The sequence below is a fragment of the Mangrovibacillus sp. Mu-81 genome, from assembly GCF_036867415.1.
GTDB lineage: Bacteria > Bacillota > Bacilli > Bacillales > Bacillaceae_B > Rossellomorea.
The window spans coordinates 1-15,242 of sequence record NZ_JBAJHU010000011.1; the positions used below are offsets into that span (position 1 = coordinate 1).

Sequence of the window (15,242 nt, forward strand, 5' to 3'; positions counted from 1 at the left end):
GTTCGCTCCTGCGGGGTCTCACATAAGCTACTTTTCCCGCAGGAGTCTTCGTCTTGCACTCCAATCAACCGCTCGAACAAGCTATATACAAAATGGACATTTGAACAAAGCTAATAAAAACCCGAACTTACTTGAACTTTGATTTCAAATTAGTTCGGGTTTTATTCAGACTAAAACACTTGTGTCCCAGCCTCTTTTCAGCTCGGTTTCAAACTGAACATCTTAAAAAGTTGCAGTCCCCAGCTAAAACATTACTTTCGAATGAACAGAACCACCCCAAATGAGCGTAAAGTAACAAAAACGAAAACAATCCAGGAAGAAAACAGCCTGTTTTTCTAAGAAAAATGAATCAACAGCTTCCCATATCCCTCAAAAGCACCAGCCCCTCACCAACAAACGAGAGGTTGCATCGATTGAACAAAAACGTTTACCATAGTAAAGTACTAATATTCTAAATTTTTTGCACAAAGAATAAATACTTTGGTTAAGGAGTCTATATCCAACCCGTGAACATGCTCTTTTCGCACCGGGACTCCAATGGTTCAATCGAAATATTGTGGACAGCAACAACGAATGCGAAAAAGAACTTACATAAAAATGTAGTCGCTTACATCAGGAAAGGAGCAACACTATGTCAATGGAAGTGAACACGAACACAAATCTCAAAGCACCTAAATCTTTCAAAAAGAGGATCGCACTCATCGGACCTGGATTCGTCGCTGCTGCAACCGGTGTCGGTACGGGGGATCTCGTTGCTGCACTGGTAGCCGGGGCCGGTTTCGGCCTGGTGTTCGTCTGGGCGATTATCGTCGGGTCGATTCTCAAGCATTTCCTGAATGAAGGGGTCGGCCGCTGGCATCTCGCCACCGGGAAAACAATCCTTGAAGGCTGGCAGGAGATGGGGAAATGGGCAACGGGTTACTTTGGCATTTATGCGGTCATCTGGGGTTTTGTCTACGGCGCTGCCGCAGCCTCTGCCTGTGCCCTTGCAATGACGACCATGTTTCCGGTCATGCCGTTCTGGGCGTGGGCCGTCATCCATGCGATCGCCGGTTTCCTGCTCGTGTGGACCGGCCGCTATCTGCTGTTTGAAAAGGTCATGATGTTTCTGATCGGATTGATGTTCGTGACGGTCGTCGGCTCTGCAGCCTTATTCCTGCCTAACCTGGGTGATTTCCTGAAAGGCTTTGTCCCGACCATTCCGGAAGGTTCCTTCCTGCTTGCGCTCGGTTTGGTGGGTGGTGTCGGCGGAACGATCACGATGACCTCGTACGGATATTGGTTGAAGGAGAAGGGATGGAGCGGCAAGGAGTGGGTTCCGACCATGCGTCTGGACTCGAAGGCAGCCTACACGATGACGGCCATCTTCACCCTTGCCTTACTCATCGTCGGCAGCCAATTTTTATATGGGACAGGTATTGAGCTGGAAGGGGAACAAGGACTGTTCGAGCTGACCGGTCTGCTTGGGGATAAATATGGCGGATTCGTCTCATGGATGTTTCTGATCGGCTTCTGGTCTGCGGCGTTCTCTTCCCTGTTAGGGGTATGGAACGGGGTACCATATCTGTTCGCCGACTTTGTAAGGGTCGTCAAGAAACGGACTGACCGTCCCGTGACAGAGAAAGATCCGGCGTACCGACTCTTCCTTGCATGGCTCACGTTCCCGCCTCTCTTGCTGTTGTTTTTCGGTAAACCGGTCCAATTGATCATCCTCTACGGAGCATTGGGTGCGCTGTTCATGCCGTTCTTGTCATTCAGCCTGATCTGGCTTTTGAATTCGAAAAAAGTGGACAAGGACTACCGGAACAGCCCATTGGCAAACATCGTTTTCGCTGCGTGTATCCTGCTGTTCGCGATCCTTGCGGTGACGAAGTTGATTTCCATTTTTTAATATAAAAAAAGAAGCCGGGGATCATGCTGCATCCCCGGCTTAATTATTGACTGCCATCCGCCCGAGGGGTCCGCTTTCCTCGATGATATCCTGCAGATCATACACAGAGATCGGGAACATCGGGAATCCGACGACATAAGGCGTAATTTCATAGAGTTGAAAATAGATTACTAGCGTCTTGTCTGCGATGTAAAAGTCCTGGTCGGGGCGGATGCCTGTGAACTCGCCGAGGAGCGGGATGTCCCGCTGTTTGATCTGCAAGGCCACCAGGTCGGAGATCCTCTTCACATAATTGCTGCCTGGCTTGAATAAATCTTTCAGACTGCAAAGCTTCTCTTTCTCGAGATCGAACGTCAGCGACCTGATGAATGTCATCCCGTGCGCTGCATGGTAGTGATACGTATAGTTGGAGAGTGATAGACTCAATACCTCTCGCTGGTTGTTCTTGATTTCAAAAGACCCCTGCATTTCTTCGACGGTCGAAGGTATATTCCCGACCTGTTCATGAATCAGCTTCTGGGTTTCATGGACGATGGTACGGTTAATGATTCGTTGAAAATTCCGATTATGCATGTCTGCGGCTTTCGGGTAATAGACCGTCTGCTTCGGTCCGCTGCTGATCATCCTCGTTTGGATGCTTACAGGTAATGATACGGGCATCTTGATCATCCTCTGCACTTTTTACCCCATAGTATTCTTGAAGACGCCCAAGGTGCATAGAGGGGGCTGACAGACTGCCCTGAGGTCCCCGCGAAATGATCAAAACAATACTAATAGAGCAGTATTCTCAACGTTAAACCCCTTCACCTTACGCATTCTTCACCAATTCCCTTCCAATGAGCCAGTCAGCAAACGGCCCTTCCCGTAATGGAGGTGAGAAATAATAGCCTTGTATATGAGGCACCTCGATCATCGAACTGATGAAATCGATCTGCTCCCGGGATTCGACTCCTTCGATGACCACCTTCAGCTTCAAGGAAGAGCATAATGTGATGATTGCCCTCAGCAATGCTGAATCCTTATCCCCATGAAGAATATGTATTCCATCTGATTAAGGCAAAGTGAACATAACACAACAACCTCATTTAATTTCAAATTAGAAAAACCTCTTCTCACCTATGTTAAATTATACAAAAGTTAGCAGAAAAAGAAATATATAAGTAAAACAAGAATATTTCCCAGGAATCTATTTAAATTTTCTGAAAACAAGATTGCAAGTCCGCCTTTTTTATACATATAATGGGAACACGTAGAAAAAACGGACTGGAGAAGATGAAAATGAAAAATAAAGGGATCTACAGAGACTTTTTCCTGCATATCGACATTCTGATCATGGCGTGCATTTTCGCTGCCGTACTCACCTCCCTGTTTACTATGAAGCTGACCATTTTCACCCCTCTATTCATTATGGTCGGGATCATCACCTATATGTTCAGCGAGTATCTCACCCACCGTTTCCTCTTTCACATCAAAGCACCGAAGAATACAATCCTGTTCAAGCTGATCAAACGGCTGCACTATGATCATCACAAGAAACCTAATGACCTGAAGCTGCTATTCCTGCCGATCTGGTACAGCGCCCCGAGCTTATTGGCGCTGAGTCTCATTTTTCATTTCCTGTCAGGTTCCGCCCCGGCCACACTGGCATTCAGTACAGGTATCCTGGTCATGTTCTTTCTATACGAGTGGAAGCACTACATCGCCCACCGCCCCCTGAAGCCAATGACAAAGTTCGGAAGATGGCTGAAAAAGACCCACGTCCTGCACCATTACAAGAACGAGAACTATTGGTACGGCGTGTCCACCCCGTTTGTCGATGTGCTATTCGGGACGCTGAAAGATGAGAAAGACGTAGAACTGAGCGAGACGGCAAAGGATTTGGAGAAGCGGGCGTAAGGTTCTTGAAACTGCGCCGCAAAAAAAGGCATTTATCCTGAAGAGTAATGGGTTCTGTTTTGAAGTACAAAATATGAATTAACCTTGCTTTTCGTATAGTAATTCGCACCAACATTAAATGCAAATTTGTAGGAAAATCATAAAGAAAAATGCTTGGAGACATATGTCTCCAAGCATTTTTTCATCCCAAGATAAGCACTGGTTAGCGATTTCCAAATCAACTAGCATATGCAGAAAATATGATGCTAAAATAAGGGAAGAAGCTCCTCTTATTGAGGAGATAGCACGAAAAATAGAGTAAATAGAGGGAAAAATCCCCCCTATTTACTCCAAAAGCATGAAAATGGACCGTTTTACTTTGCCTTAAAGGGAAATACTCCCCTTATATCCCCCGACCCCAGCCCTATTATGCAGGATAACGGGAAAAAGTCCCCTTATTTAAAGATTCAGAGGTTACTTACAATGAAGGATCAACACCCACCCCCTGCTAGTTAAATAGCATTCGCAGCACATCAATTGGTATAACTTCATGCTGACAAAAACGTATGACACCATGTTAAAAGGGGTTCGAATTTCAGGGCAGATTTATACCAACAAAAAGAAGCAGTCTAATTCAGTTGCGAATAGGATTGCTAATTTAGTTTTTGTATTTGAAATCCGAACCCGTTACCTGAAGAGATGAATGGGCTATCTTAATCCGAAACAGCCGATTGAATCACTTTCCCAAGCCTTTTGACACCTTCCGTAATGTCACTCTCACTAGCATAACTGAACGAAAGCCTCAGATACTCAAGACCGTCTTCCTGGTTCAAGAAGAAATACTTGCCCGGCACGTAGGAAACCCCTTCTGCAGCGGCCTTTTCCAAGAGCTTCGAAGTATCCGTCCCCGGAACCTTGACCCAGACGAAATATCCGCCCTGCGGGACGTACCATGAAACAGAATCAGGCATATATTTTTCAAGTTCGGCCAGCATAAGTGAGCACTTTGCACGGTACACCTTCCTTAAGATGGTATAGCGCACTTCCCAATTCGTATCATGCAGAAACTGACTTACGCTTGCCTGTGAAAAAGGATGGTCAAGATCTTTCTTGAACCATGACAGTGCCTGGATGAATTCCTTTTCGGCAGCCACCCAGCCGATTCGAAGCCCGGGTGCCACCACTTTTGAGAGAGAACCGATATACAATACACGTGATTCATTTCTTCTCATCTTCGCCTTCAATGGGCTCGTGTCTTGGTTAAAGTACAATTCCCCGTATGCATCGTCCTCAATCACAAGGAAATCGTATTCGTCGGCAAGCCTCATGACATGCTCGCGGCGCTCCTCCGTCATCGTCGTCCCCGTCGGATTTTGGAATGTAGGGATTGTATACAACACTTTCGGGAGCTTTTCACCATTCTTTCTGCGCTCCTCCAGCGCCTCTTCCAGAATGTCGGTCCGGAGTCCATGTTTGTCTACTTCGATACTGATGAAGTGCTTCGTGTAGTTCTGAAAGATTTCGAGCGCCTCCATATACGTCGGGGATTCAAGCGCCACGACCGTCTCGTCGTCTAGGAGGACACGGGCAATCAGGTCGATTGCCTGACACGCACCCGAAGTGATCATTATATTCTCACTCGCGACCACCATGGAACGGTCAGACATCAGAAGTTGAAGAGTCGCCTTAAGGTCCTTTACTTTCTTGCTCCCAATATAGTGAAGCGGCAGATCCTTTTCCTCTTCCAAAAGCTTCAACACCGAGTTCTTCAGGTCCTGCACCGGTATAAGCTCTGGATCTGGGTAGCCCGAACTCAGCCGGATGCAGCCGTCAGGAATAACAGGCATCCATTCACCAGGCGGATCATTCTTTAAAGCAGGTTTAATGTCTTTTGAAAAAAAAGATTCAGGATTCACGCGATCAAACACCTTTCCATTCGTTGTTTAATTTTATTGTATAGGAAGAACCTGGGGGCTTCTACCCTTATTCCTATTCAACAAAAGAGAAAGCATTGACGGCTGCCAATGCTTTCTCTTCTTTACATGGAACCCGGTGTTCAACTTATGGCTGGTAAACCTGCTGAGGACGATGTTCCACGTGAAACATTCATTAAAAGAAGGCTGTTTTCTAAAAGATTGTTGCTTTACGTCCATCATCCAGGAGTTTTAATGAAGTGCGTGAACGTACTCTTTTCGAACTCAAGCTTAAATAGATGATGGACGTACGATCGAAAATACCCAAGTTCCGGTGTTTTCTTATTTGTAAAGCAACAAAGTATGCGAAAAGAGCCTAAAAGAAAAACAAATGAGCCATCAATGCTGCGACCGGCAGAGTGATGATTGTCCGCTGCAAAAAGATGATGAACAGCTGCAGGAACGAAATGGGAATCTTTGATTTTAATAAGAGGATCCCGATTTCGGACATGTAGATCAGCTGAGATAACGACATGACCCCGATGACAAAACGGGTCAGTTCCGACTTGATCCCGCTTCCGACGACAGCCGGCAGGAACATGTCCGCAAAGCCGACGATCATCGCCGGTGCAGCGGCTTTTGCCTCCGGTATCTGCAATAACTCAAGCAGCGGGACGAATGGATAGGACAAATAATCAAAGATCGGCGTGAATTCGGCAATCACAAGAGCAACCGTCCCGATCGCCATGACGAGCGGGATCAGCGCGAACCAGATGTCCACCACGTTTTTGATTCCGCTTGCCGCCACACCGCGGAAACTTTTGACCCCATCTGCCTTTTCCACTGCGGTCTCAAGTCCCCAGCGGAAATTGGAAACCCCGGCAGGAACGTCCTCTTCGATCTGCTTCCCGACCGGCTCGTAATACGTTTCTTTTTTCAGGGAAAGCGGCGGGATCCTCGGACAGATGATGGCTGCGATCACACCGGTCACGACCACCGTCAGATAGAATTGGACAAACAGATGATCAATCGCTAGAAACTTGGCAATTACCAGGCTGAAGGCAATCGACGCAATCGAGAAGTTCGTCGCGACAACCGCCGCTTCGCGTTTCGTATAATACCCGCCTTCATATTGCTGTGTCGTCAACAGGACGCCAACCGTCCCGCTTCCCATCCACGATGCCAATGCATCGATGGAGGAACGTCCCGGCAATTTAAACAGAGGCACCATCACATTCCGTACCAATGTGCCAAAGAAATCCATCAGGCCGAACTCGAGCAGCAGCGGCATGAATAAACATGCGAATAAAAACCATACCATCAGCACTGGGATCAAATCATACAGCACGACCCCGCCTGTAATCTCCGACCATATGTATTCCGGGCCGATCTGAAAAAACGTCAAAACCGCGAATATCGCACCGATCCAGCGCAACACGAGCCAAAACGGCGTCACATCGAATAATGCGGTCAGGAACGGACTCTTTTTAACCATCTGGACCGTTGTGAATCTGACTGCTAAACTCGCGATTGCAGATAAACAGATGATGCCCGTCATGATCACAGGAATGTAGTCCGCTATTATCGCCTGCAGCCCGTCGGCCAGGATGCCCAGTCCGATCGTCACCTTTCCGTCGATGGAAATCGGGATCAGAAACAATAATACCCCGAACAACGAAGGCAGCCAGAACTTCATATATTGCTTCGCTGTAAACTCTTTTCTACCAGTAATCTCCTCAGCATGTTGCAGCTTCTCTGCCTGCATACGAAATCCCTCCCAGGTGCATTTGTATAATTCAAAACCGTGAATCGTCCTTTAAATTTTCTGAATATAAATAAGATAACATTGAATTGTATAAATATACAACCTTGTTTTGAAAATAAAAGAGATTGACCTTAATTTTTGGTACCACACCATCCCCAAAATAAAAATGACCCATCCGTGTAAAACTAAAGAGCAGCTTACTAAAGGATGTGTCATGCATGGATTTCTTTCAAAGCCAGGAAACGCTTACGGCCACAGAGTGGATTCTCCGGGCAGTCGTTGCTTTTTTCTTTTTATTAATAGTCAGTAAAGTACTGGGACAGCGGGCGATTTCTCAGCTCAGACCTCTCGATTTTGCCATTGCCCTGGTGATCGGAAACATCATCGCCCATCCGCTCTCTGATGAAAACCTTGGACTGAAAGGTTCCATCATCACGACCATTGTATTGGTGGTTCTCTATGTGGGCGGAGTATATCTCCTTCTGAAGTGGTCATGGTTCAGAAAGCTCTTCACACCGCCGCCGATTACGCTTGTTCAAAATGGAAAAATACTCAATAAAGGGCTGAAGAAAGCCAGAATCTCATTGGATGTGCTAATGGAGGAGCTGCGGGAGGATAAAATTGAAGATGTGAAGAAGGTGGCACTCGCGATTTGGGAGGCGGACGGGAAGATTTCCGTGTTCCTCGATCCAAAATATGAACCGCTTACCCCTTATGCCCTCCAGCTGGAAACAGAGCCTTTCGATTTTCCAAGGACGATTATCAAAGAAGGAAAAATAGATGAAGCCGCGCTGACTCACATCCAGAAGGACGAACGCTGGGTGATAGAAAGGCTCGAAAAACACTATCAGACCGAACCGAAGAACGTACTGCTTGCCACCCTTGACCGGAACGATACCCTCAAGGTGTTTCTATATAAATAGGACAATTCATGACCACACAAACAAAGGCCAAAACCAACCCCATCAAACTGGATTGATTTTGGCCTTACCACATACAAAAAAGTTAACTGAGTGCTTCTTCCTTCTCGCTCAATCCAAGCGTTTCCGCTGTTGAAGCATGAATCTGCCGGAACAGCTCAGGATTTTCCGATAGTTTCATTCCGTAAGAAGGAATCATTTGTTTGATCTTCGGTTCCCATTCTGTCATATGCTGAGGGAAGCTCTTGCCGAGTACATCGAGCATGACGTGGACTGCGGTGGAAGCACCCGGCGACGCTCCCAATAAGGCAGCGATCGAGCCGTCAGCCCCGCTGATCACTTCCGTACCGAATTGCAGGGTCCCCTTGCCGCCGGTTTCTGTATCCTTGATCACTTGGACGCGCTGCCCGGCCACGACGATATCCCAGTCCTCGCTCTTGGCGTTCGGGATGAATTCCCGCAGCTCTTCCATGCGCTGTTCTTTCGACTGCAGGACCTGCTCGATCAAATATTTCGTCAACGGCATGTTCTTCGCCCCTGCCGCGAGCATCGTGAAGACGTTGTTCGGTTTCACTGACGTGATCAGATCCATATTTGATCCCGTCTTTAAGAACTTAGGAGAAAAGCCGGCGAATGGTCCGAATAACAACGTTTTCTTATCATCGATAAATCTCGTGTCAAGATGCGGCACGGACATCGGAGGGGCTCCGACCTTGGCTTTCCCGTATACTTTCGCATTATGCTGCGCTGCGACTTCCGGTTTGTTGCACACCATGAATAATCCGCTGACAGGGAATCCGCCGATATGCTTCGATTCCGGGATGCCTGTTTTTTGCAGCAGATGCAGACTTCCGCCCCCGCCTCCGATGAAGACGAATTTAGCCGTATGGGTTTCGATCCGTCCGCTGTCGATGTCATGGATTTTCACTTCCCACGATCCATCGCTCGTCCGATTCAGATCCTCCACGCTGTGCTTGTAGTTGATCTCGACATCCTTACTCTTCAAATGGTCAAACAGCATGCGTGTCAACTCACCGAAGTTGACATCCGTCCCCGAATCGATCTTCGTTGCCGCGATCGGTTCGGTTGACGTGCGGCCCTCCATGATAAGAGGGATCCACTCTTTCAGTTTCCCGGCATCTTCCGAATATTCCATCCCTTGAAACAACGGATTGCCTGACAGCGCTTCCATTCGTTTTTTCAGAAACGCTACATTCTCTATTCCTTGCACTAAACTCATATGCGGCAGGGACTTGATGAAGCCCTGTGGGTTCTGGATCAGATTGCTGTTCACAAGATAAGACCAGAACTGCCTTGAAATCTGAAACTGTTCATTGACGTTGACCGCTTTCGTGATATCTATCGTTCCATCGGGTTTCTCGGACGTGTAATTAAGCTCGCACAATGCAGCATGGCCCGTCCCCGCATTATTCCATTCATTTGAGCTTTCTTCCCCTGCGTTTGCAAGTTTCTCAAACACTTTGATTTCCCATTGGGGTGACAATTCTTTCAGCAATGATCCCAAAGTCGCGCTCATGACTCCGGCACCGATTAATATAACGTCTGTCTTTTTCTGTATGCTGCTCATGATAACCTTCCTTACTCTTTATATTTTCAAAAAGGCTCTTTTCGCAAACTTTGTTGTATAACTCAGGAGAAAATACCGGAACTTGGGTATTTTCGGTTACTTTAACAATGCTTTGTTTAAAGCTTGCGTTCGAAAAGAGCACGTGTACGCACTTTATTACGCTTCCTTCACAATGTACGTAAACAACAATCCTCTAGAATAGAGCCTTCAAAAAAGAGTAGGCGCTCCTGCTCAGGAATTCACAACAAAGCAAGGCGTCACTCCGGGAACACACCTTATCCGTTACAATACTAAACATACCATATTTCATTATACTGATTTATGAGTCTAAATATCTACTGTTATCTGATAATTATAAACTATTTAGAGCATATTAAAAAGTGAGAATTCCATCCACAAGGTCGAAAGAAAGCATGAAACCGGGTGATCATGGGGGTTTGCAGGCGTAAGGAAATGAATTGATCAACTATCGGTACGGCATGTTACTTCTTCACCCGCGTAAATGAAGTTACTTGTTCCAGGAGGAAAGAAAACATAAAATAGAATAATACTATACGACTCTGCAGGGCCGATTTTGGTGACCCCGCAAGAACATGTGAAAACGTTTAAAGGTATATAGAGGAGCGGACAAAATGGAAAGCTGGATTACACAAGTAATGGAGCAGTTCGGATATACAGGTATATTTCTGTTGATTATGCTGGAGAATCTATTTCCTCCCATCCCTTCGGAGGTGATTCTTACGTTCGGAGGGTTCATGACGATCGATTCTTCACTGAGTGTGCCCGGTGTCGTCGCCGTGTCAACAATTGGGTCAGTCGCAGGCGCCATCATACTGTATGGGATCGGATTGCTTATCGATCTGCAAAAAATGGAGAGGATTGTCGACAAGTGGGGATATCTCCTCCGCTTGAAGAAAAAGGATGTTCACAGAGCGGACGAATGGTTCTCGAAATACGGCGCCTGGACCGTCTTCTTTTGCCGCTTCGTCCCATTAATAAGAAGTCTAATCTCCTTACCGGCCGGCATGGCGCGTATGAACTTTGGTACCTTCTTGCTGCTCACGACATCAGGGACACTTATCTGGAATGCCGTCCTCGTGAACATCGGGGCTGCAGTGGGAAGCTCATGGGAAACCATCGCAGGCTATATGGATATTTATTCAAATGTGGTATACGCCATTTTAGCCATTCTATTGATACTGTTTGCCGTTTTATTTGTCAGGAAGAGAAAGAGATTTACTAAATAGGACACGCTGCCGTGCAACTCAATGCTTCCTCGTTTAAATTCAATGTTCATTAAAACCATTCAGAGGAGAATTTCACATGACAACGATTCTTATCGCAGATGACGATATCAATATTTTACAGCTGGTCGCAATCAACTTATCGGAGGCGGGTTATCGTGTGTTCCAGGCAAAAGACGGCACGGAAGCACTGGGCGTTCTTCACCGGGAAGCGTGTGATTTGGCGGTTGTGGATGTGATGATGCCTTTTATGGACGGCTATGCATTAACAAGGGAAATCCGGCGGAAGTATGATATCCCGGTCATCCTGCTAACAGCCAGGAATCAGATCGAGGATAAAGAAGAAGGATTCACGGCCGGGACGGATGATTATCTGGTCAAGCCGTTTGAACCGAAAGAATTACTGTTTCGCATCGGTGCCCTGTTGCGGCGTTATGATAAGCAATCGGATGAATCGTCCATCAGGCTCAGCGAGACGACGATCAATAAGAACAATTATGAAGTAAGGATCGGGGACCGGACCGTTCTTTTGCCTTTAAAGGAATTCGAACTGCTCTATTTCCTCGCTTCCCATCCCATGCAGGTGTTTTCCCGGGAGCACTTGATTGAACGGATCTGGGGGCTGGATTATGAAGGGGATGAACGGACGGTGGATGTTCACGTGAAAAGATTGAGGGAGCGCTTTTCTGCACTAACGGATGATGTTCAAATAAAGACGGTGCGCGGGGTCGGTTACTTAATGGAGACCAAGCGCGTATGAGGTCTCTTTATATAAAATTTGTCGGAATGACGATCGGGATCATGATCATAAGCGGGATCCTTGCATTCGTGCTGTCAAATTCCTATTATCAGCAAAAGTTAAAGCCGGATAATGACCGGAAGAATACAACGATCGCACTGAACATCGCTGAGTTTGCCGAAGGGCATCCCGACATAGATTTAGAAGCATACTTAGAAAGTCTTTCCGCCGTCGGCTATCAGTTCTACCTGGTGGATGAATCCGGGGATGGGACATTCTTCGGTTCGCCGTTTAAGGACAAGACCCTTTCCGACTCCGTCAAGGAACGGGTCTTGAACGGCCACGTCTTCCACGGGATCCTTCAGTTTCCTCGGAAAACATTCGTTACCGGTTTTTTTGCGAACGAATTACAGAACTCGATCGGCGTGCCGCTTGAGCATAACGGCGAACGGTACGCACTATTCCTCAGGCCTGATATCAAACTTCTGTTTAATGAAATGCACTTCCTTTTCGCCTGGCTGCTTGTCTTAACGATCCTGTTAAGCATCCTGCTCGTCATCTTCAGCACCCATTATTTAGTTAAGCCGATAGCAAAGCTCACGAAAGCCACCAAATCGCTTTCGGACGGGGATTTCCATGTTGAAGTCGATCGGGAACGGCATGATGAAATTGGTGAACTTTCCCGAAGCTTTCTGCGAATGGCCCGAAAGTTGGAACAAATGGATGACATGAGGAAGGAATTTATCTCAAATATTTCCCATGATATCCAATCCCCGCTCTCCAATATAAAGGGGTACACAAATTTGTTAGAGAAGGACTCAATCAATCCGGAAGATAAGAAGGTATATGTCTCTGTCATCAATAGTGAAATCGATCGGCTGTCGATATTGACGAAGCAGCTCTTGCTCCTGGCCTCGTTAGACCGGAATGAAGAGATGATGAACACGGAAATCTTCAATGCCGGAAAGCAGATCAAGGAATTGATCCGGAACTATCAGTGGCAGATAAGCGAAAAGGGCATCATGCTCGGTTATTCCCTGCCCGATACGGACATCACCGGGGACCCGTCACTGCTTCACACCGTCTGGGAGAACCTGTTAACAAACGCGGTAAAATACAACAAGCCCGACGGCAGCATTGAAGTCCGGATAGAGGAAAGGGACGAATCGATTTTCATAACCTTTGAAGATACGGGCATAGGGATGAATGAGGGCGAGAAGGAAAGAATCTTTGACCGCTTTTACCGGGTGGATACAGCCCGCTCACGTTCCGTCGAAGGAACAGGACTGGGGCTGTCGATCGCTGCCACCATCATCAACCTGCATGGAGGCCGGATCCATGTAAAAAGCACAGAAAATGAAGGAACGTCTTTCATTGTCGAGCTGCCTGCCAAATCAAAATCCAATTAAACGTGTTATGTGTTCCCTGGAAAAATCCCGGGGAGGGCATAACACTTTTTTGTCATCCATTGTTCATCTTCCGTTCATATTGAGGTTGTAGATTAAGGATATAGTCAATCTGAAGAGATGGAGGACTTGATATGAACCTTGCATGGAAAGAAATGAAAAAGAATAAAGTAAGATTTATGATTCTCGGTTCGATCATTTTTCTGGTCAGTTTGTTGACCTTTCTTATTTCCGGCCTGGCCAATGGACTTTCGCAGGATAATGCTTCACTCATCAAAGCCTTGCCGGACGGACAATTCTATCTGGATGAAGATGCGGATGAAACTTATAGCTTCTCGAGGATAGACAAGAGGGTCCAGGCGGAATTTCTACACACCCGTAAGGACGCTGCCGCCATTTCCATCCAGATGAGCTTTTTGAGTGATGATTCCGGGAATCGGAGAAGTGCCGCGTTTGTCACTTCTACCGCTTCCCCGTTCTTTACCGATGTAAAGAGTGGGGAAATTGTCCTTGACGGTTCATTGGAGGAGGAAGGGATCAAGGTCGGGGATACCTTGACCACCGCTCAATACAGCGGCACATTTACCGTGAAAGGCTTTGCCGACGGGAAGAAATTCAGCCACGCACCAGCTGCATATATCAATATGGAGGACTACAAAGACATATTCAACGTTGAAGAAATGCAGCTGCTGTTCCTGCCTGAAGAGGACCATTCAACTGACATCACCGGGATGCACTCTTTTTCAAAAGAAGAGTTTCTCCAAACGATTCCAAGTTACAGTGCAGAACAACTGTCTTTGAACATGATGGTCTGGTTCCTGGTTGTCATCAGCGGGATGTTATTTGCCATCTTCTTCTACATGATGAACGTTCAGAAAATCGGGCTCTACGGTATCCTGAAAGCCATCGGGGTGAAAACGGGCACGTTATTTAAGATGATGTGGACACAAATGCTCATGATCACCATGACGGCCCTTCTTCTATCCGTCACCTGCAGTCAATTGTTCACGTTGATGGCGCCTGAGGGAATGCCGTTCAGCCTGACCGCTCAAGCAACCATCCAATTGTCGCTTGTCTTCCTGGTGATCGGCTTTACCGGCGCCACCCTATCAGGCATCGGGATCAAGAAGGTGGAACCATTACAAGCGATTCAACAAGGAGAGGTGTAAGATGGCCATATTCACGATGGAAGACGTCAAGAAGACATTCACAAACGGCGAAGTGAAGGAAGAGGTCCTGAAAGGCATCAACCTCACCCTTCATGAAGGGGAAATCACCGCACTCGTCGGCGCATCGGGATCCGGGAAAAGTACGCTGCTGACGATAGCAGCCGGCCTGCAGCCTGCATCAGGGGGGCAGGTGCTGTTTGAAGGCAAAAACATGACGGAAATGAACGCTGAACAAATCCGGAAAATACGGGCGTGCAGATTCGGCTTCGTCTTTCAATTTGCCCATCTGGTCCCTTTCCTCACAGTCGAAGAACAACTGCTCTTAATGTTCGATGCATCCGAAACGACATTGAAGAAACATGAACAGACAAAGGAAATCGACCGCATTCTAAAGCTGGTCGGAATGGATCACAGGAAACATGCCTACCCTGCTTCTTTATCAGGCGGGGAAAAACAACGGATTGCCCTGGCACGTGCCCTCATCCATCAACCGAGCGTTCTGTTCGCAGATGAACCAACTGCAAGCCTGGATTCTAAGAGGTCAAGGGATGTGATGAGGTTAATCCGGGAACTGACCAGAACGCTTGATATCACAACCCTGATGGTCACACATGACGAAGACATGCTTACGTATGCTGACCATGTTGTGAAAATGAGCGATGGACTGGTGGTGAACGGGTAGGAACCGTTAAACCACGCTGCCTGATTCCGTGCAGGATCCCCAATGGTTAA

General features: G+C 47.0%; 13 protein-coding genes. 8 read left to right on the forward strand and 5 right to left on the reverse strand.

Features of this window, described 5'->3' with window-relative positions:
• Positions 1-631: 631 nt before the first annotated feature.
• A complete protein-coding gene (locus tag V6B33_RS17935) occupies positions 632-1,891 on the forward strand; it encodes an Nramp family divalent metal transporter (RefSeq protein WP_334219063.1) in 1,260 nt (419 codons plus the stop codon).
• Positions 1,892-1,930: 39 nt separating this feature from the next.
• On the opposite strand, the gene V6B33_RS17940 is transcribed toward V6B33_RS17935, so the two are convergent.
• Positions 1,931-2,551 (reverse strand): DUF3298 and DUF4163 domain-containing protein, encoded by a 621-nt coding sequence (locus V6B33_RS17940; RefSeq protein ID WP_334219064.1) that lies wholly within the window; start codon positions 2,549-2,551, stop codon positions 1,931-1,933.
• Positions 2,552-2,699: 148 nt separating this feature from the next.
• Positions 2,700-2,933: an EAL domain-containing protein gene (locus tag V6B33_RS17945; RefSeq protein WP_334219151.1), complete on the reverse strand. Its 234-nt coding sequence runs from the start codon at positions 2,931-2,933 to the stop codon at positions 2,700-2,702.
• Positions 2,934-3,169: 236 nt separating this feature from the next.
• Here V6B33_RS17945 and V6B33_RS17950 point away from each other — a divergent pair, with 236 nt between their 5' ends.
• A complete protein-coding gene (locus V6B33_RS17950; protein ID WP_334219065.1) occupies positions 3,170-3,787 on the forward strand; it encodes a sterol desaturase family protein in 618 nt (205 codons plus the stop codon).
• A 692-nt stretch (positions 3,788-4,479) separates the two neighbouring features.
• Here V6B33_RS17950 and V6B33_RS17955 read toward each other — a convergent pair.
• Both V6B33_RS17955 and V6B33_RS17960 read right to left on the reverse strand, forming a co-directional pair.
• Positions 4,480-5,682, reverse strand: a complete 1,203-nt coding sequence (locus V6B33_RS17955) for an aminotransferase-like domain-containing protein (protein WP_334219066.1) — start codon at positions 5,680-5,682, stop codon at positions 4,480-4,482.
• 373 nt (positions 5,683-6,055) lie between these two features.
• Positions 6,056-7,444, reverse strand: a complete 1,389-nt coding sequence (locus V6B33_RS17960; RefSeq protein WP_334219067.1) for a YjiH family protein — start codon at positions 7,442-7,444, stop codon at positions 6,056-6,058.
• Positions 7,445-7,662: 218 nt separating this feature from the next.
• Here V6B33_RS17960 and V6B33_RS17965 point away from each other — a divergent pair, with 218 nt between their 5' ends.
• Entirely contained in the window at positions 7,663-8,367 is a 705-nt protein-coding gene (locus V6B33_RS17965; protein WP_334219068.1) for a DUF421 domain-containing protein, read from the forward strand.
• 82 nt (positions 8,368-8,449) lie between these two features.
• Here V6B33_RS17965 and V6B33_RS17970 read toward each other — a convergent pair whose 3' ends face one another.
• Positions 8,450-9,952, reverse strand: a complete 1,503-nt coding sequence (locus tag V6B33_RS17970; protein ID WP_334219069.1) for a malate:quinone oxidoreductase — start codon at positions 9,950-9,952, stop codon at positions 8,450-8,452.
• Positions 9,953-10,584: 632 nt separating this feature from the next.
• On the opposite strand from V6B33_RS17970, the gene V6B33_RS17975 reads away from it, so the two are divergent.
• From V6B33_RS17975 to V6B33_RS17995, 5 genes are all read left to right on the forward strand, one after another.
• Positions 10,585-11,199: a DedA family protein gene (locus V6B33_RS17975; protein ID WP_334219070.1), complete on the forward strand. Its 615-nt coding sequence runs from the start codon at positions 10,585-10,587 to the stop codon at positions 11,197-11,199.
• A gap of 76 nt (positions 11,200-11,275) precedes the next feature.
• Positions 11,276-11,956 (forward strand): response regulator transcription factor, encoded by a 681-nt coding sequence (locus tag V6B33_RS17980; RefSeq protein ID WP_334219071.1) that lies wholly within the window; start codon positions 11,276-11,278, stop codon positions 11,954-11,956.
• Positions 11,953-13,344, forward strand: coding sequence for a sensor histidine kinase (locus V6B33_RS17985; RefSeq protein ID WP_334219072.1), 1,392 nt, complete (start codon positions 11,953-11,955; stop codon positions 13,342-13,344). The genes V6B33_RS17980 and V6B33_RS17985 overlap by 4 nt, the downstream gene beginning before the upstream one ends.
• A gap of 131 nt (positions 13,345-13,475) precedes the next feature.
• Entirely contained in the window at positions 13,476-14,510 is a 1,035-nt protein-coding gene (locus V6B33_RS17990) for an ABC transporter permease (protein WP_334219073.1), read from the forward strand.
• Position 14,511: 1 nt separating this feature from the next.
• A complete protein-coding gene (locus V6B33_RS17995) occupies positions 14,512-15,192 on the forward strand; it encodes an ABC transporter ATP-binding protein (protein WP_334219074.1) in 681 nt (226 codons plus the stop codon).
• Positions 15,193-15,242: the final 50 nt, after the last annotated feature.

Coding starts and splice junctions, on each gene's coding strand:
- V6B33_RS17935 (WP_334219063.1), top strand. CDS start 632: ATGTCAATGGAAGTGAACACGAACACAAATCTCAAAGCACCTAAATCT.
- V6B33_RS17940 (WP_334219064.1), bottom strand. CDS start 2,551: ATGCCCGTATCATTACCTGTAAGCATCCAAACGAGGATGATCAGCAGC.
- V6B33_RS17950 (WP_334219065.1), top strand. CDS start 3,170: ATGAAAAATAAAGGGATCTACAGAGACTTTTTCCTGCATATCGACATT.
- V6B33_RS17960 (WP_334219067.1), bottom strand. CDS start 7,444: ATGCAGGCAGAGAAGCTGCAACATGCTGAGGAGATTACTGGTAGAAAA.
- V6B33_RS17965 (WP_334219068.1), top strand. CDS start 7,663: ATGGATTTCTTTCAAAGCCAGGAAACGCTTACGGCCACAGAGTGGATT.
- V6B33_RS17970 (WP_334219069.1), bottom strand. CDS start 9,952: ATGAGCAGCATACAGAAAAAGACAGACGTTATATTAATCGGTGCCGGA.
- V6B33_RS17975 (WP_334219070.1), top strand. CDS start 10,585: ATGGAAAGCTGGATTACACAAGTAATGGAGCAGTTCGGATATACAGGT.
- V6B33_RS17980 (WP_334219071.1), top strand. CDS start 11,276: ATGACAACGATTCTTATCGCAGATGACGATATCAATATTTTACAGCTG.
- V6B33_RS17985 (WP_334219072.1), top strand. CDS start 11,953: ATGAGGTCTCTTTATATAAAATTTGTCGGAATGACGATCGGGATCATG.
- V6B33_RS17990 (WP_334219073.1), top strand. CDS start 13,476: ATGAACCTTGCATGGAAAGAAATGAAAAAGAATAAAGTAAGATTTATG.
- V6B33_RS17995 (WP_334219074.1), top strand. CDS start 14,512: ATGGCCATATTCACGATGGAAGACGTCAAGAAGACATTCACAAACGGC.